15 protein-coding genes are annotated in these 15976 nt (G+C 53.9%); 7 read left to right on the top strand and 8 right to left on the bottom strand.

What is annotated here, in order from left to right; translation table 11 throughout:
- Positions 1-45 precede the first annotated feature (45 nt).
- Complete coding sequence (locus LN244_RS08485; RefSeq protein ID WP_338037865.1) at positions 46-756, top strand: LysE family translocator; 711 nt, start codon at positions 46-48, stop codon at positions 754-756.
- 2 nt (positions 757-758) lie between these two features.
- On the opposite strand, the gene LN244_RS08480 is transcribed toward LN244_RS08485, so the two are convergent.
- From LN244_RS08480 to LN244_RS08470, 3 genes are all read right to left on the bottom strand, one after another.
- Positions 759-2312 carry a methyl-accepting chemotaxis protein gene (locus LN244_RS08480; protein WP_239039368.1) on the bottom strand — a complete coding sequence of 518 codons (1554 nt, stop codon included), beginning with the start codon at positions 2310-2312 and terminating at the stop codon, positions 759-761.
- Positions 2313-2565: 253 nt separating this feature from the next.
- Entirely contained in the window at positions 2566-3471 is a 906-nt protein-coding gene (locus LN244_RS08475; RefSeq protein WP_239039367.1) for an ADP-ribosylglycohydrolase family protein, read from the bottom strand.
- Positions 3472-3619: 148 nt separating this feature from the next.
- On the bottom strand, positions 3620-4927 hold the full coding sequence (locus tag LN244_RS08470) for an NAD(P)/FAD-dependent oxidoreductase (RefSeq protein WP_239039366.1): 1308 nt from the start codon (positions 4925-4927) through the stop codon (positions 3620-3622).
- A gap of 233 nt (positions 4928-5160) precedes the next feature.
- On the opposite strand from LN244_RS08470, the gene ercA reads away from it, so the two are divergent.
- Both ercA and LN244_RS08460 read left to right on the top strand, forming a co-directional pair.
- Positions 5161-6321 carry an alcohol dehydrogenase-like regulatory protein ErcA gene (gene ercA, locus LN244_RS08465; RefSeq protein WP_239039365.1) on the top strand — a complete coding sequence of 387 codons (1161 nt, stop codon included), beginning with the start codon at positions 5161-5163 and terminating at the stop codon, positions 6319-6321.
- Positions 6305-8038 carry a PAS domain-containing hybrid sensor histidine kinase/response regulator gene (locus tag LN244_RS08460; protein ID WP_239039364.1) on the top strand — a complete coding sequence of 578 codons (1734 nt, stop codon included), beginning with the start codon at positions 6305-6307 and terminating at the stop codon, positions 8036-8038. Before ercA ends, LN244_RS08460 begins: the two co-directional genes overlap by 17 nt.
- A gap of 24 nt (positions 8039-8062) precedes the next feature.
- On the opposite strand, the gene LN244_RS08455 is transcribed toward LN244_RS08460, so the two are convergent.
- The 5 genes from LN244_RS08455 to LN244_RS08435 form a co-directional block, all read right to left on the bottom strand.
- Positions 8063-8536, bottom strand: a complete 474-nt coding sequence (locus LN244_RS08455) for a hypothetical protein (RefSeq protein ID WP_239039363.1) — start codon at positions 8534-8536, stop codon at positions 8063-8065.
- A gap of 78 nt (positions 8537-8614) precedes the next feature.
- The gene (locus LN244_RS08450; protein WP_239039362.1) at positions 8615-9406 is read right to left on the bottom strand and encodes an ABC transporter permease; all 792 of its coding nucleotides are present in this window, start codon (positions 9404-9406) and stop codon (positions 8615-8617) included.
- On the bottom strand, positions 9397-10137 hold the full coding sequence (locus LN244_RS08445; RefSeq protein WP_239039361.1) for an ABC transporter ATP-binding protein: 741 nt from the start codon (positions 10135-10137) through the stop codon (positions 9397-9399). The genes LN244_RS08450 and LN244_RS08445 overlap by 10 nt, the downstream gene beginning before the upstream one ends.
- A 14-nt stretch (positions 10138-10151) precedes the next feature.
- Positions 10152-11126, bottom strand: coding sequence for a YVTN family beta-propeller repeat protein (locus LN244_RS08440; protein WP_239039360.1), 975 nt, complete (start codon positions 11124-11126; stop codon positions 10152-10154).
- Positions 11123-12301, bottom strand: a complete 1179-nt coding sequence (locus tag LN244_RS08435; protein ID WP_239039359.1) for an ABC transporter substrate-binding protein — start codon at positions 12299-12301, stop codon at positions 11123-11125. Before LN244_RS08435 ends, LN244_RS08440 begins: the two co-directional genes overlap by 4 nt.
- A 173-nt stretch (positions 12302-12474) precedes the next feature.
- On the opposite strand from LN244_RS08435, the gene LN244_RS08430 reads away from it, so the two are divergent.
- The 4 genes from LN244_RS08430 (at position 12475) to LN244_RS08415 (ending at position 15973) form a co-directional block, all read left to right on the top strand.
- Positions 12475-12915, top strand: coding sequence for a cupredoxin domain-containing protein (locus LN244_RS08430; protein ID WP_239039358.1), 441 nt, complete (start codon positions 12475-12477; stop codon positions 12913-12915).
- Between the two features lie 18 nt (positions 12916-12933).
- Positions 12934-14196 carry a sensor histidine kinase gene (locus LN244_RS08425; protein ID WP_239039357.1) on the top strand — a complete coding sequence of 421 codons (1263 nt, stop codon included), beginning with the start codon at positions 12934-12936 and terminating at the stop codon, positions 14194-14196.
- A 10-nt stretch (positions 14197-14206) separates the two neighbouring features.
- The gene (locus LN244_RS08420) at positions 14207-14848 is read left to right on the top strand and encodes a response regulator transcription factor (protein ID WP_239039356.1); all 642 of its coding nucleotides are present in this window, start codon (positions 14207-14209) and stop codon (positions 14846-14848) included.
- 123 nt (positions 14849-14971) lie between these two features.
- The gene (locus LN244_RS08415; protein WP_239039355.1) at positions 14972-15973 is read left to right on the top strand and encodes an ABC transporter substrate-binding protein; all 1002 of its coding nucleotides are present in this window, start codon (positions 14972-14974) and stop codon (positions 15971-15973) included.
- Positions 15974-15976: the final 3 nt, after the last annotated feature.

The raw sequence follows: 15976 nt of genomic DNA, 5'->3' as shown, positions 1-15976 counted from the left end.
GATTTGTAACGATTACAATTGATTGTAGCAGTCACAAAGTAACAATTGCTGTTATTTATTCGCCGTATTAACGTTAATTGTATCGATTGGCTCTGCCAGTTTGTATCGAATGAACCCCTACAATTAATGGAGAATCCCATGGATACGGCTACTGGAGAACTGGTAGCTCTGATTGCCCCGGTTATTCTGTTTGCATTCACAATGACCGCGACACCAGGCCCAAACAATATGATGCTCACGGCATCTGGCGCAAACTTCGGCTTTCGTAAAACCTTGCCTCACATTGTGGGCGTCATGCTGGGCTGTGTAGGACTGATGACTGCAGTTGCACTGGGCTTGGGCCATATCTTCACCACTTGGCCGATCTTGCAGTCTGTGTTGAAAGTGGTGGGTAGTGCCTATCTGCTTTGGCTGGCCTGGAAAATTGCTACGGCAGCGCCTCCCAGTGCAAAGTCGGCATCTGAAGCCAAGCCTTTATCAGTCATGCAGGCTGCCGCTTTTCAGTTTGCCAACCCCAAGGCATGGATCATGGCGATTTCGGGCGTGGCGTCATTTACTCTGGCAGGTGACGGCTACCTGCTGTCAGCGGCACTATTGATTGGGCTGATGGCGCTGGTGACAATTCCGGCCATATCAATGTGGGCCGGTTTTGGAGTGGCGGTAGGAAGAATGCTGAAAACAGCACGTCACTGGCGGGTTTTTAATCTATCGATGGGCGGCCTGACGGCCGCCTGTGTGGTGCTGATTCTGGTTTGAACTCAGCGTTTGAAGCCGGTTACCAGCTCGTGCATATCCGCCGCTACTGATTGCAGTTTACGGGTCATAGTGGCGGATTCCTCAGCCTGAGACATGCTCTGGGTGGAGAGGCTGGAGATGTTAACGATCTGACCGTTGATCTCCTCGGAAACCTGAGCCTGTTCCTCAATGGCAGCAGCCATCTGCAGCGACATGTTGGCGATGGTGCTCATCATTTCAGAGATGTTATTGAGCAGCTCACCTGCTTCATTCACCTGCTCCAGGCCCGCCTGTGCTTCAGACTGGCCTTCATGTGCGATGGCAACGGACGCCTCTGTGCGAGCGGTCAGGTCGCGAACAATATCATGAATCTCCTTGGTGGAATTCTGAGTGCGAAGCGCCAGCTGTCGAACTTCATCAGCGACAACGGCAAACCCGCGCCCATGTTCCCCGGCTCGGGCTGCTTCGATCGCGGCATTGAGTGCCAACAGGTTGGTCTGGTCGGCAATCTGTTCAATCATCTCCGCAGCTTTGGCGATCTGGTTGGTCTGTTCAGCCAGGCCCGTTACAGACTCCGCAATGTCATTGACGGTACGTCCCAGCTGGGCGATGGATTCACTGGTGGTCGATGCCAACTCACGCCCGCGGATTGCCGTATTGTTCGAGTTTTCAGCCTGATTGGCCGTTAGCTGTACGTGGCTGGAGACTTCAGCGATAGTGGCTGTCATTTCGTGCATGGCAGCTGCCACCTGGTCAGTCTCATGCTGCTGCTGGCGCATGGCGGCACAGGATTGCTCGGATACTTCCAGACTCATGCTCGCCTGATCAGAGACCATCTGCGCAGCATCATCAATTCGGGTCAGTACAGTCGTCAGGTGGGCCTGCTCGCTGAGAATTGCAACTTTCAGGGCAGCAAGATCGCCACTGTCATCCGTGTAGGTGGCCGCTGCCACTGGATGATGGAAAGCAGATGGCATCATCGCCAGAATATTCTGCTGCGCCTTGCGGCGTCTGACGTAACCGGCAATCTGCCCGAGCGCAGAAACCACCGCCAGCAACACCAGCGAGCCAAGCTCGAAGCCGCTACTGAACAGCCAGCCGCTCAACAGCAAAGCGACAGCCAGTGCGATCCATTCTGACTGAAGCGGTAAGCGTTGCTTGAGCGGTTTGCCCTTGTTAATCGCAGCATACACGCGTTCCGCACGCTCTACATCTGTGCGTGAGGGACAGACACGAACGGATTCATAGCCAACGGTTTTGCCGTGTTCGGTGATGGGCGTGACATAAGCATGCACCCAATAGAAGTCACCGTTTTTGCATCGGTTCTTAACCAACCCCATCCAGGGCTTGCCGGCTTTTAAATGTTCCCACATCACCTGAAAGGCCGCAGGGGGCATGTCGGGATGTCGAACGAGATTGTGTGGCTGGCCAATCAGCTCTTCACGGGTATAGCCGCTGACTTTGACAAAAACATCGTTGCAGTGGGTAATGATGCCTTTAAGGTCGGTTGTAGAAATCAGCTTTTGCTCTTCAGAAAAGCGTTTCTCTTTATCGGTTACAGGCAGATTTGTTTTCATGCTTGGTTAACTCGGCATCACTAAAAAAGGGGCCTATTGAATTCCTCAGACCGGCATGCTCCTTGCGAGCGGGGAGGGCGAATACATTATGAACACGCTCGTCCCATACAAGTCTCAAATGATTGCTCAAGGGCTGAGAAAGGAGCGCTGGCGCGAATTCTATGGGTATATAACCTAATGTCAATGCAACAGCTGTTTCATATGCGCGACATTGGGTTGCACGTAGACCATAAGCTTCGTGTCAAACCTAAAGTTAGACAATCGGCTGATATAGATCAAAATATTTTTCATTGTTAAGCAGGGCTTCAAGCCACTGCTGAGGCAGTCGTTGGAGGCGTTCAGGCTGCTCCGCAATCAAAAGCATCACGCTGATCATGCCGCGAGCACTGGAGTCTCCCCCTGCCAGAACATTCTCTTGCAGCATGGCTAATGGATCCTGGTAGCGATGAATCAGGTGCATGACTCCGGGCAGGCCATAGCGGGTATCACAGGCTATTCCGAACTGGCGCAAGACTGTGCGCGTGTCTTCCTGTGACGAGGCTATGCCGGCCCGTGCAACGCGCCTCAATGCCTCTGGCAGGCAGATCAGGTTAGCGGCGACTGATTCGGCGATCGATTTTCCATTGAGGCAGTCGAGCAGTACCGAGGCGAAGAAACGGCAGCTGGCGACGGCAACGTCCGAATCGTGCGTCAGCCGTGCCAGTTGCTCTACATCATCGAGGTAGCACTGGGATGATTTTGCATAGAGCAAAGGGCAGGCAACACGTGCGGTTACCGATAATTCGGTAGAGGGGGATCCTGAGGGCGTTATACCCTGGCAGATGTTAGCAAGCGTTGTCGCAGACGCCTTATCAAGAAAGCCATGATAGTTCGCCATGAATTTGGACCATTCACTTCGATAGTGGTCGATATCAAGGGTCTGGTGTTGCTGCAGATATTGATACAGGTGCCATAGTTGATCACCATAATGTGTCAGATCACCCGCCGCTTTTGTGCAGTGCCAGTGGCTCATGGGGGCATTCAGCTGATCGGTGGGCAGCGGTTGACTGTCAAGCAGATGGTGATCATAGATCCAGTGCAACCCCAGCGCAAAACTGTCTGCAACAAGCGCAGCCTGAATGAGCGAGGCAACACGAGCGGGTTCAATCATCGTTGGCATACTGGGTACTCCACACTGCATCAAGCTTAGCAGATGCGGATCAGTCTGCTTAGAACGTGGTTGCCGAGGGGTTGCATTAAAAAAACCGGCCTTGAGGGCCGGTAAGGCTCAGTGCTGCATACTCGGTTGTACCGAGGCTCCCGGTAGATCAGTGCAACTTGAGGCGGGGACGGATCACCTTGTTGATGCGGTCAACCAGGGTGATCAGAAAAGTCTTGGTGTAGCCGTACACGGCCAGTTGATGAAGCCGGTACAGGGATACATAGACCAGGCGAGCCAGTCGGCCTTCTACCATCATGCTGCCATTGGTCAGGTTGCCCATCAGACTGCCGACAGTACTGAACCGTGACAGTGATACCAGTGAACCGTAATCCTTGTACTCATAAGCAGGCAGAGGTTCTCCCTTCACGATACGGCGGAAATTCTTGAACAGGAAAGAAGCCATCTGGTGAGCCGCCTGGGCTCTGGGCGGTACGTTGCCATTGCCGTCCGCTCTGGCACAGGCAGCACAATCTCCCAATGCAAAGATCCGCTCGTCCTGAGTGGTGCGCAGATCAGGGCCGACAACCAATTGGTTAAGCCGGTTAAACTCAAGGCCATCCAGTCGGGTTATGAACTCGGGTGCGCGAATACCTGCGGCCCATACTTTCAGCTCGGCTTCAATCAGTTCGCCAGTGTCTGTCATGAGGCCTTCCTCATTGACAGAGGTGATGCGCGTGTCCTGTCGAACCTGTACACCCAGCTTCTCAAGCTCATGGCGTGCCGCTGATGAAATCCGATCAGGCAATGCGGGTAATATACGAGGACCTGCCTCAATCAGAATGACCTCAAGCCGATTTCGGTCCAGCTTCGAAATACCATAGGCAGCCAACTCCCGGGCGGTGTTGAATAGCTCAGCCGAAAGCTCGACGCCGGTGGCACCTGCGCCTACGATGGCGATACGCAAGCGCTGTTTTTCCGTATTGCTCGCTTTCAGGCAAGCCTCCAGCAGTGTTCGTCTGAACTGCTCGGCCTGCTTGCGGCTATCCAGAAAGGTGCAGTGCTCGGCGACACCATCCACCCCAAAATCATTGGTGACACTGCCAACGGCCATGACAAGATAGTCATAATAGAGTGTTCTGACCGGCAACAATGTCTGGCCATTTTGTCCCTTTACCGCCGCCAGATGAATACAGCGTTGCTCACGATCGATCGAGTCCATCTGTCCGACCTGGAATTTGAATCCGGCACTGCGTGCCTGAGCGCTGTAGCTGAGTTCATCAATGCCGGCATCAAGCGACCCTGTGGCGACTTCGTGCAGCAGGGGCTTCCAGATGTGTGTCGGCTCGCGGTCCACAAGCGTGACTTTCAAACCCTTGCGCCGGTACTTGCGTGCCAGCCGGGTAGCCAGTTCAAGGCCGCCAGCACCACCGCCGACGACGACCACATGTTGATAGAGAGGAGATGTCTGTTCCATAACAGCAATTATCCTGCAGTTTTGGCAGCGGGAATCTGCTGCCTTGGCGAGATTTATTGCCGTCTATGGTACCTAATACCAAAGTTGCAACCACATGACAGTTTGTGCAACTTTGTGGCTTTTTGTAGCCATTTGTACTCTGGCTGTTGCCTGATGCGTGGGTATAATGTGGGTTGTTAATAATAATTATCAAGCACCGGCCATGAATCGGTGCCGAAGAACAGGCCGTCCCCATGAGTGAAGTCTCTCGACTGCGCAAGTTTGTCTCTCCTGAAATCATTTTTGGCAGTGGAGCCCGCAAAACGGTTGCCAATTACGCATTGACCTTTGGTGCCCGCAAGGTTCTGATAGTGTCCGATCCCGGTGTTCAGCAGGCTGGCTGGGTTGCTGAAGTCGAACAGCTACTGGCAGATCAACAGATCCCCTCCGTTGTCTTTACCGATGTTTCGCCAAATCCGCGTGTCGAGCAGGTGATGAAAGGGGCTGAGCTCTATTCCGAGCAGGGATGTAACGTGATCGTGGCGGTGGGTGGTGGAAGTCCCATGGACTGTGCCAAGGGTATCGGGATCGTAAGCACTCATGGGCGAAGTATCCTCGAGTTCGAAGGGGTAGACCGTATTGAAATACCCATCCCTCCCATGATCTGTATCCCCACCACGGCCGGTACCTCCGCGGACGTGTCCCAGTTTGCGATCATTTCCAATCAGCATGAGAAACTGAAATTTTCGATTATCAGCAAATCCGTAGTGCCTGATGTAGCACTGATTGACCCGGATACCACGCGTACCATGGATTCCTTCCTGACGGCTTGTACAGGTGTCGATGCGCTTGTGCATGCAATAGAGGCATTTGTGTCAACCGCCAGTGGGCCTTTGACGGATATGCATGCTCTGGATGCAATCAGGTTAATCAATACCCATCTGGCGCTGCTGGTCGAGCAGCCCGACGACACTCACTTGCGTGAGCAGGTGATGTTGGGGTCCATGAAGGCAGGCTTGGCGTTTTCAAATGCCGTGCTGGGTGCAGTCCATGCCATGTCTCATAGCCTGGGGGGCTATCTGGACTTGCCACATGGTTTGTGTAACGCCATGTTGCTCGAGCATGTCATTGATTACAACTATGAGTCTGCCTCCGATCGTTTTCGTATCGTGGCTGAAACCATGGGCATTGATCCACGTGGATTGAGTCAGTCACAAATCAAGCGGCGTCTGATGCAGCATGTCATTTCACTGAAACGTGAAGTGGGCCTGTATCAGAAACTGGCAGAGCAGGGCGTTCATCTTACTGACATCCCTTACCTTAGTCAGAATGCCCTCAAGGATCCATGCATTCTGACCAACCCGAGAAAATCCAGCCGGCGCGATGTAGAGGCCGTGTATGAAGAAGCCCTCTGAAAACAGTGAACTGACGGTTGAGCATCTTATCGGACTGGGTGGCCAGTCTGCGCGTAAGAGCTATTACCCGGAACTGCTCAGCAAAATCGAAGAGCTGGAGTCTGAACGGAACCGCTACAAGTGGCTTTTCGATAATGCTCTGCATGGCATTTTTCAGGCTGATCTTACAGGACGGGTTGGCAAGGCAAACCGGGCCATGGCCCGTATCTGTGGCTTTCCTGATCACGAAAGCATGGTTCAGGGGGTGAATTTCGCCACGGATCTGTTGTTCAGTGAGCAGGAATTCCGCCTGATGATGGCCAGGCTGGTGAATGATGGTCAGCTGTTCCTGTATGAAACCCGCATGCGCAAGGCTTGCGGTGAGGCTATCGAAGTATCGATGAACATACTGCTGCGTCGAAAGGGTGATGAGCCTGACATCGTGGCGTTTGTGGCTGATATTACCGAGCGCAAAAAGGTTCAGCAGCGCATGCTCTCACTGAATGAAGAGCTTGAGCAACGTGTTGAAGAACGCACGCGTGAATTGGTGCAGCTCAATGATCGTCTATGGCGAGAAGTGCGAACCCGCCAGCAGGCAGAGCAGGAGATGCTTCAGGCCAAGGAAGCGGCAGAAGCCGCAAACCTGAGTAAGGATAAGTATCTGGCAGCGGCCAGTCATGATCTGCTCCAGCCGATGAATGCGGCGCGTTTGCTCGTCGCTGCATTGCAGGAGCGTAATTTGCCTGCGGCCGAAGCGGATCTGGTGGATCGGGTGCATGTGGCACTGGATGGGGCTGAGCATCTGCTGACCGACCTGCTCGAGATTTCCAAGCTGGATCAGAATGCGGTACAGCCCGAGTTGCAAAGTTTCCCGGTCAGTCGACTGGCTGAAACACTTCGAGCTGAATTTGAACCTGTGGCAGAAGCGGCAGAGTTGAGCTTTGCGGTACATTGCGGAAGTGACTGGGTTGCCAGTGACTTGCGCTTGTTGACCCGGATACTGCGCAACTTTCTCAGTAACGCTTTTCGCTATACCGATCAGGGTGGCGTACTGCTGGGCTTCCGGCGACGTGGAGATCGGATGAGCATTCAGGTCTGGGATACGGGCGGCGGCATCCCTGATGACAAGCAGGAAGCAATATTTCAGGAGTTTTGCCGGCTCAGTCAACATCACTCAAAAAAGGTGGGAGTTGGTCTTGGTTTGGCCATCGTCGAGCGTATCGCACGCATGCTGGATCACCCGATCAGCCTCCGCTCAGTTGTAGGAGCGGGGTCCTGCTTCGAAGTCAGCATTCCGCTCGCCGCTGCAACCTATCAAGTCCCTTCCAGTCAGGCTGCACAACCGGTGGTGAATACTGATCTGCTTGAGGGCCGAAAGGTCTTGGTTCTGGACAATGACCCGGCCATTTTGATCAGTATGCAGGCCCTGCTCGGTGGCTGGGGATGTGATGTACTGCTTGCGCATAACTTGAGTGAGGCAAAAGAGGCCTGTGCTGAAAATCCTGATCTGGTATTGGCAGACTACCATCTTGAAGATCATGATACGGGGCTGGAGCTGCGTGCCTGGCTCAATGACTCCGGTTTTGAGTCTGTGCCGATGGTCATGCTGACGGCTGATCGCAGCGACGAGACACGAAAGGCGTTTCGAGCACAAGGTGTGCAGGTGCTGAATAAACCCGTCAAACCCGGCAAATTGAGAGCGCTAATGACTCACCTTACAGCTGAAAAATCCGTTTAACCATCATCCCCAGCTGCATCATTATTAGCGGATTCTTAGGCGAGAGCGGCTAATTTTGCTCTCTGGGGTCAGAGATTCAAGAGCACGTACCATTTCAGCCATCTCCTCATAGCCTTCAAGCCTGAGTACCTGTCCCTCATCGGTCGTGATTTGAATACGCTCCACCTGGCTGAAACGATAATCCAGTTTCAGGTGGAGAATGCGGCTGATATCAATCTCGACCCTTGTATCGCCTTCTTTTATGGCCAGTTGCCTGGCCTCCATATCCAGATGAATCTCGGGATAGCCTTGACGACCCGCACGCAGATGCTGAAAAAGTTTAATGAAATAGGCAGAGCAGGCGCTCACTCCAAGAACCGGAAGCAGAAAGTCGACGACTTTCGATGCCTGCAACAGATAATGGAAGCTGGCAATGATCGCGACGATCAGGCCCAGCATCCACAGCAGGTGGCTGGCTGTTTGTCGGCGGTAATAGCGGTTTGAAATTCGAAAAAGCATAAAGCAAGCGGCCTGTTATTGCATAGCAGGCCGTGAGTGTAGCCATGGCGGGGGCCTTTGGGAAGGTGGCAGATTTGATCAGGACTTTCGGACTGCCTGCTCCGAATTGAACCCGAGCAAAGCCAGGACGGTAAAGACCAGAGTGGTCCCGGTGGTGACCAGTAGTGCTTCAAGGTTGAGCTCGGTGTAAAGAGCGAAACGGACCAGCTCTACCGCATGGGTAAAGGGATTGAGGCTACAGATCCAATACAGCCATTCACTGGACTCGCGCATCTTCCATAGCGGGTAGAGTGCCGAGGACATGAAAAACATAGGGAAAATAACAAAATTCATTACGCCAGCAAAATTCTCCAACTGGCGAATGCGGGAAGACAAAAACAGCCCTATCGCGCCCAGCATCAAAGCTGTCAGCACCAATGCCGGCAAAACGGTCAAAAGCCCTGTGAGCGGGGGTTCAACATTGACCAGAAAGCCCAGTCCGATAAAAGCATACACCTGAGCCAGAGATAAAAGCGCAATGGCAATCAGCTTGCAGAAAAGTAGCCAGGCGCGTGGCAGTGGACTCATGAGCAAGACTTTCATGCTGCCCATTTCCCGGTCATACACCATGGATAAAGAGCTTTGCATGCCGTTAAACAGCAGAATCATGCAACAAAGGCCCGGCAGAATGTAGGTCTCATAGGTGATGTAGGTTTCGTAGGGCGGAATGATGGAGACGCCCAATGCTGCTCTGAAGCCGGCAGCGAACACGACCAGCCACAAAAGCGGTCGTACAAGCGCGCTTAGAAAGCGAGTCCGCTGATGGATAAAGCGCAAAAATTCACGCTTCAGAATCCCCTTGAGGGCGATCAGGTAAGCGGTCATGCGCATTGGGTTGATTCCTTGAGTCCGGTGATCTGCTCGAAAGCTGCGGCAAGAGTGCGGGTTTGCTGCATATGGCAAATCTCATGTGCAAGTGCGTCTGCGTGCAGGCGCCCCTGGTGCAGGACGAGTACGGGATCGTCTGAATCGATCTCTTCAATAAGGTGGGTGGCCCACAGAACCGTAAGCGCCTGATCGCGGCAAAGATCACGGACATGGCGGTTGATGGACTGGCGTGCAGCCGTGTCCAGGCCTACGGTCGCTTCATCCAGCAGGAGAATCGACGGGCGATGCAGCAGGGCGCGGGCTATCTCGACACGGCGGCGGTGGCCACCGTTCAGGCTGCGGATGCTGTCATGAAGGCGATCGCCAAGCTCCAGGCGTTCAAGCAAGGCCGAGGCCTGATGTCGAACGTCTCTGGATGATAGACCGTGCAGTGCACCGTGATATTCCAGGTTTTGCAGTACGCTCAGGTCCAGATCAAGCGTGCTTTGCTGAAAGACCACCCCAAGTTGCTGCTTGAGTTTTCTGGACTGGCGGCTGATCGGGACTCCATTCAGCAGTATCTCGCCCTGTTGCAGATTGAAAAGCTGGGTCAGCAAGGCGTACAGGGTGCTTTTGCCGGCGCCGTTTGGGCCAAGCAGGGCATTGAGTTTACCATCCACCAGGCGGAAGCTGACGTCCTGCAGTGCCTGGCGTGTACCGTAACGAAAACAAAGGTTGCGCACTTCAATGCCCATACTGCTCTCCCGAATCAATCCAGGGTGACGACACCCCAGGGGTAACGACCTACCTTGATCGACTTGATGACCTTGAGTTTATCGACATCAATCACGGATACGTCACCGCTGACCCCATTGGTGGTCAGAAGATATTTTTGATCGGGAGTGAACTCCATGTGCCACACTCGGCGACCGACCAGCAGATAGTCCAGTACCTCATAGGTTTTGGCATCGACGACCGCGACATGGTTCGAAGGCCCAAGCGCCACGAAAGCGTAACGGCCATCAGCGGACAGTTTGACACCGACCGGCTGAATCTTGTCGGGGTGAATCCCGCGAATCTGGAATGTCAGCTTGTGAATGATCTGGCGAGTGGCAACATCCACGACGGATACCGTGCCACCGATTTCGGATGAGGCCCAGAGAATATCACCTTCCTTGGTAAATTCGACATGACGGGGGCGCTGATCCACCAGCGTATTGTCAATCAGGTCATGCGTTTCAGTGTCGATCCAATGCAGCATGCTGGTCGTTTCACTGGTGTTGACGGCCCATCGGCCATCGGGGCTCACTGCCATCCCTTCAGGTTCTACGCCCACTTCAATCTGAGCCAGCACCTCATGCGTTTCCGTGTCGACCACAGTCACCAGGGCGTCATCTTCATTGGAAATGTAGAGGCGACGGTTATCGGGGTGCAGGGAAAACTGCTCGGGGTCCTCACCGGAGGGGAGGTTGGCAATGATCTTGTGGGTTGCCAGATCCATGACTTGAACGGTATCGGAATCACTGGCACAGATATACAGTTTGGTGTGATCCTTGGACAGAGCAATACCGCGTGGGCGCTCACCCACTTCAATGGTCTTGGTAACCTCCATGGTATCCAGATCAATGACGGAGAGTGTGTTGTCTTTCTCATTGGAAACATAGGCTGTGGCCGCATGAGCTGCCGGGGTGGCCAGCATGGCGGCAATTAGCAATGATTTGAGAAAAGGGGGCTGGTACATCATGAGTCTCCTTTGACAGAACACTGGCTTTCACGTTGATCGAAGCCGAGGGTATCGAGATCGGTAACCGGGTGCAGGTAACCTGCCTGTGGTGATTGGGACACCAGTGCCCGTGGATGAGTGAGAGGTATCGGTTGACGCAGCTGTCCGCTCCAGTCTCGATAGGTCAGCTTGCGCCCTTTGAAGGCACCAAGCTGAAACTTGTCGGAAAGAATGAACTGCTTCAGTGCAGCGGGATCGGTTTCGCCAGTCTGAGTAACGGCTTCAGCCAGAGTGCGTACGCCAGCCCAGCTGGCATAATCACGGCCGTTCATCCATCGGTCAGCCAGTTTTTCGAACCGGCTTTGCAGCTGAGCAGCGCCCCAGGCTTCAACGACACGATGCCAGACCACAGGGCTCATACCCTGTGTGCCCACGACCGGACGCGGGTACCAGGTGTTGAAGGGTACGTACTCGCCGAAATCGCCACGCTCATCAGCTACGACTACGACATCGTACTCGTCGGTCTGGGTAAAGGGCGGCAGCTCTTTCTGAGCCGTTCGTCTCAGGTCAGTATCAAAACTCCATTGCTTGCGCTCAACAATAACGGCGCCCATGCGCTGGGCGCTCCGGGCTACGGAGTCTGCATAGGCACGATCTTCCGGGGTTTGGCCCTCAAGCAAGAGCCAGCGCTTCCAGCGCTTGGTCATCAGCCACTGGGCCAGAGCATCGGTCAACATCGCACGAGAGGGCATGCTGTGCAGCATTCCAGGAATGCATTGTTCAGTCCGCAGCGCATTATCCTGGCTACCAGCATTGATCAGTAAGACATCATCAGGAAGTTCTGCTTCGACGGCGACAAGCTGCTCTCTGGTCAGATTCAATACCATTAAGCGGATGCCCTGATCATAGAGTGCCTGGGTCATCGGCACGATCTGGTCCGGTTGATCAGTGCTTCGTGCATGAAGGGTGTAATGCTGTTTGAGGAAACGACCGGTGGTGTTGCTGTCGTTAATGGCCAGCTCGGCACCCTTGAGCCCAGCATCAGCCGGTTCAGGCAAAATATTGGACAAGACCGGTCCATGATCCGGTTCAAAACCGATATAGCCGATCTCGATCTCCAGGGGGGTAGTCGCGGCACTGGCAAGTAATGGAATGCTCAGGGTCGCCGCGCTCAGCAGTCGGGGCAGCTTGTTCATTGGGTTACACTCGGGTTTATCGTTGTTATCAGTGATGCATTGAGCTTAGGGATGATGGGGGCGGGATTAAATATTCAGAAAGTCTCAATCATTCAGTACCGAAGTAGTATGTTTTCGCGGGTGCTGGTCACTAGGATGTTGTGTGAAGAACTCAACAAGAACAGGAAAGTGACATGAAAACCCCCATTCGTACTCTGAGTTTGGCTCTTGCCCTGTCTGCAGGTGCCGTTGCATCCACGCCTGCACTGGCAGAAGGAGACCTGACAACGCGCCCTGAACGACTGCCTGACCTGGTGCTGGGCAGCGAGGTTACTGACTACGCCATGTCCCAGACCCGATACGAAATGGAGACCGGCAAGGCCTATCGTCTGAAAGTGATATCCAGCGGCCTGAAAGAATACGCCATGCAGGCTCCCGAGTTTTTCAGTTCCATTTATCTGCGTAAAGTCGAAGCCGGTGATATGGAAATCAAAGCGATTGCACTGACTGAGCTGGAATTTGAGCAGGAAGGCGAAGCCGAGATCTATTTCGTGCCGATCAAGCCGGGCGAGTATCGCTTTTACATGAGCGGCCTTGAGCAAAAGGGAATGGAGGGTGTGTTTAGCGTTCGTTAACAGCAAGGATTGCCAGACATGCGTGCTGTCGTGAGATTGAACGTAATGGTTGCGGCCGCATTCATGTTGGCCCTGATGCTCAGCCTGTTCGGGCTGATGCGTCAGGCCAAAACAGACATTGAACGTGAGCTGGCGTCCAGCATGGTTGTTGCCGACCTGCTGATCACGGGGGCAAGCAAGGATGAAGCCTTGCTGGAATCCTTGATTACAACGGACTGGCGTCATCTGACCATTATCAAGCTGCCCATCGGCATCTCTCCACCATCACCGTCCATCGAGCAGGTACCAACCTGGTTTGCCCGCTGGATCTGGCCTGAGATAACACCGCGAATCGAGCGACGAGTGCTGCTGGATGAAGAGGTTCTGGTGCTGATCGCCGATCCTGAAGATGAATTGGCCGAGGTTTGGGAGTCTGCACTTCAGGTGCTCGTCCTGTTTTGTGGAGGAGCATTACTGTCGATCGCCGCCATCAGTTGGGGCGTTGCAAAGGGGATGAGGCCCTTCGGCCAGGTATTGGCCGCCATCGACCAGATCCAACAGGGGCGATTTACCGCAAGGTTGCAGGCGTTCTCGGTACCTGAAGCCAACCGCTTGGCAAACCATTTCAACCGCATGGCACAGGCATTGGAACAGGAACAGGATGACAATCGTCGCCTGACGCGAGAATTGATGGCATTGCAAGAGAAGGAGAGAGCCTATCTTGCTCGGGAGCTGCATGACGACCTGGGTCAGTACCTGACCGGTATCCGGGCCCAGGCATACCTGATTGGACAAACTGCCAATCGTCCTGAGCTCGTGGCGACAACAGCCCCTCGCATTGTGCGTGATTGTGAAGCGATGCAGCAGGGGTTTCGCCGCCTTATCCGGAGCCTGCATCCCGTGATACTCGAGCCGTTGGGGCTTGAAGAATCTCTGCGTAGTCTGGTCGAACAATGGCAGCAAAGCAGCGGTATCAAGTGCCATCTCACGATCCAGGATTTGCCCGTTCTGAGTGATGAAACCTCGACCCATCTCTATCGCCTCCTGCAGGAGGCCCTGAACAACGTGGCACGCCATGCTTGCGCATCCCGCGTGGATATCGGCATTGAAGCCAAGGCCAGGCATCTTCTGGTACATGTGGCGGACGATGGTTTGGGGCTGGCAGACAATATTAGGCCGGGTGTTGGTATCCGCTCGATGCATGAGCGGGCACGGTATATGGATGCAAAGCTCAGCCTGTCATCCGCACCGGGTGGTGGCCTTAAACTGATGCTGGAGCTGCCCTTGGCGGTCAAAACATGAGGACTCAAACGTGAAAGTGTTATTGACGGACGATCATGCTGTTGTAAGGCAGGGCTATGCCAGTCTTCTTTCAACAATGCTGGACGGTTGCGAGATGATGGAGGCCTCAAGCGGGTGGGAATGCCTGACCCTTTGGCAGCAACATCGTCCCGATGTGTTGGTGCTGGATATTAATCTGACCGATATCAGCGGTATTGAGACCGCACGACGGATTCTTCAGCGGGACAGAGAGGCTCGTATCCTGTTTTTCAGTATGTACGATGAACTGCCCATGGTTCAGCAGGCGCTGGACGCGGGTGCCTTGGGTTATATCACCAAGAGCAGCAGTCCTGAAGTGCTGCTCGAAGCCGTGCGCAAAGTGATGATGGGTCAGCCCTATGTGGAACACGAGCTTGCAACGCGGTTGGCCATGCAGCGCAACACCGGCATGGACCCCAGGCTCGAAGGTATGACGCAGCGTGAATTTGAAATATTCGTCATGCTGGCGCGTGGACTCACGCCTAAGGCCATTGCCGAACAGCTTTGCATCAGTGCTAAGACTGTCTCCAACCACAGCACTTTGCTCAAGAACAAGCTTCAGGTTTCCTCGACCGCGGAGCTGGTCCATCTGGCCATTCAATGTGGGCTTTTGAAACTCGGGATCAGCGAATAAACCTGACTAACTTAGTCAACTAAGCTGACTATTGATATGCTTATATGTGATAAAAAATAGATTGTAACTTCAAAAAGAATATATAGCATGAAGGATCATATTGTCCGACAGGAGAGATCCGTCATGCGTAAACTCTTTTCCATCCTTGCCCTGTGTTTGTCTGGCTGGTCTTTAAACGCAGCGGCATCTGATCAAGTTGAGATTGGCTATATGCCAATCATTCCTGTTTCGCAGGCATTCCTGACCCTGGAGCAGGAACGGCTGGCTGCAACAGGGTTTGAGAATCCGGAACTGATTCAATTCCAGAATGGACCTGCAATGGTTCAGGCTCTGCTTGCAGGGCAACTTGATATTGCCTACCTGGGCATTGGGCCGGCGATGGTTGCTCGTGCCAAAGGCGCTGATATCAAGGTAGTCGCGTCTAATATTGTCGAGCAGATCAGCCTGGTTGCCTTGGGTGAGCTGGCGCCCTATTTTGAGTCCGGTGATCCTGCAACGGCATTCAGCCGCTTTGCTGCGGACAAGGGGCGCAAACCTGTCATTGCGACTTTTCCAGCAGGCTCTGTACCTGAAACAGTCCTGCAATACTGGCTGCGCAAGCAATTAGCGATCGATCCCTCACAAGTAGAAATTGTTTATCAGGGTGCCGCGCAGGTACAGCAGTCTCTGCTCACAGGTGCAGTGGACGGGGCGGCCATTCTTGAACCCATCGTCAGCATCAGCCTCGAGCGCATCCCGGAAGCCCGAGTGGTCGCATCCGGCTCTGAGATGTTCCCTAAGCAACCGGGAGCCGTGCTGGTGGTGCGTGAAGCACTGATCAATGAACAGCCAGAAAAGGTTCAGGCGCTGGTCAATGTGCATGCAGAAGTGTCGCGTGTACTCAGAGAGCAGCCAGAAACAGCTGTGGCGGCTGTCCAGCGTTATGTGGGCGGGGGGCGTCTGTCGATTGATGTTGTGCAGCGTGCACTGGAAAACTCACGTGAAAATTTTGTCGATGATCCTCGCCTGATTGTAGAAGGCGCTCGCAACATGCGTGATTTCCAGGCTGAAATCGGCACTCTGAAGGCTGACGTGGATCTGGACCAGTTGTTCGATACCCGCTTTTACCAGTCACTGACACAGTAACGG

Source organism: Marinobacterium sediminicola, assembly GCF_022343685.1.
GTDB classification, from domain to species: domain Bacteria; phylum Pseudomonadota; class Gammaproteobacteria; order Pseudomonadales; family Balneatricaceae; genus Marinobacterium; species Marinobacterium sediminicola.
This window is presented reverse-complemented; position numbering and strand designations above follow the sequence as displayed.

Bases quoted from the DNA above. Each gene is read 5' to 3' on its own strand.
- LN244_RS08425 (WP_239039357.1), top strand. From the start codon at position 12,934: ATGCGTGCTGTCGTGAGATTGAACGTAATGGTTGCGGCCGCATTCATG.
- LN244_RS08415 (WP_239039355.1), top strand. From the start codon at position 14,972: ATGCGTAAACTCTTTTCCATCCTTGCCCTGTGTTTGTCTGGCTGGTCT.
- LN244_RS08440 (WP_239039360.1), bottom strand. From the start codon at position 11,126: ATGATGTACCAGCCCCCTTTTCTCAAATCATTGCTAATTGCCGCCATG.
- LN244_RS08435 (WP_239039359.1), bottom strand. From the start codon at position 12,301: ATGAACAAGCTGCCCCGACTGCTGAGCGCGGCGACCCTGAGCATTCCA.
- LN244_RS08470 (WP_239039366.1), bottom strand. From the start codon at position 4,927: ATGGAACAGACATCTCCTCTCTATCAACATGTGGTCGTCGTCGGCGGT.
- LN244_RS08480 (WP_239039368.1), bottom strand. From the start codon at position 2,312: ATGAAAACAAATCTGCCTGTAACCGATAAAGAGAAACGCTTTTCTGAA.
- LN244_RS08450 (WP_239039362.1), bottom strand. From the start codon at position 9,406: ATGCGCATGACCGCTTACCTGATCGCCCTCAAGGGGATTCTGAAGCGT.
- ercA (WP_239039365.1), top strand. From the start codon at position 5,161: ATGAGTGAAGTCTCTCGACTGCGCAAGTTTGTCTCTCCTGAAATCATT.
- LN244_RS08430 (WP_239039358.1), top strand. From the start codon at position 12,475: ATGAAAACCCCCATTCGTACTCTGAGTTTGGCTCTTGCCCTGTCTGCA.
- LN244_RS08445 (WP_239039361.1), bottom strand. From the start codon at position 10,137: ATGGGCATTGAAGTGCGCAACCTTTGTTTTCGTTACGGTACACGCCAG.
- LN244_RS08475 (WP_239039367.1), bottom strand. From the start codon at position 3,471: ATGCCAACGATGATTGAACCCGCTCGTGTTGCCTCGCTCATTCAGGCT.
- LN244_RS08460 (WP_239039364.1), top strand. From the start codon at position 6,305: ATGAAGAAGCCCTCTGAAAACAGTGAACTGACGGTTGAGCATCTTATC.
- LN244_RS08455 (WP_239039363.1), bottom strand. From the start codon at position 8,536: ATGCTTTTTCGAATTTCAAACCGCTATTACCGCCGACAAACAGCCAGC.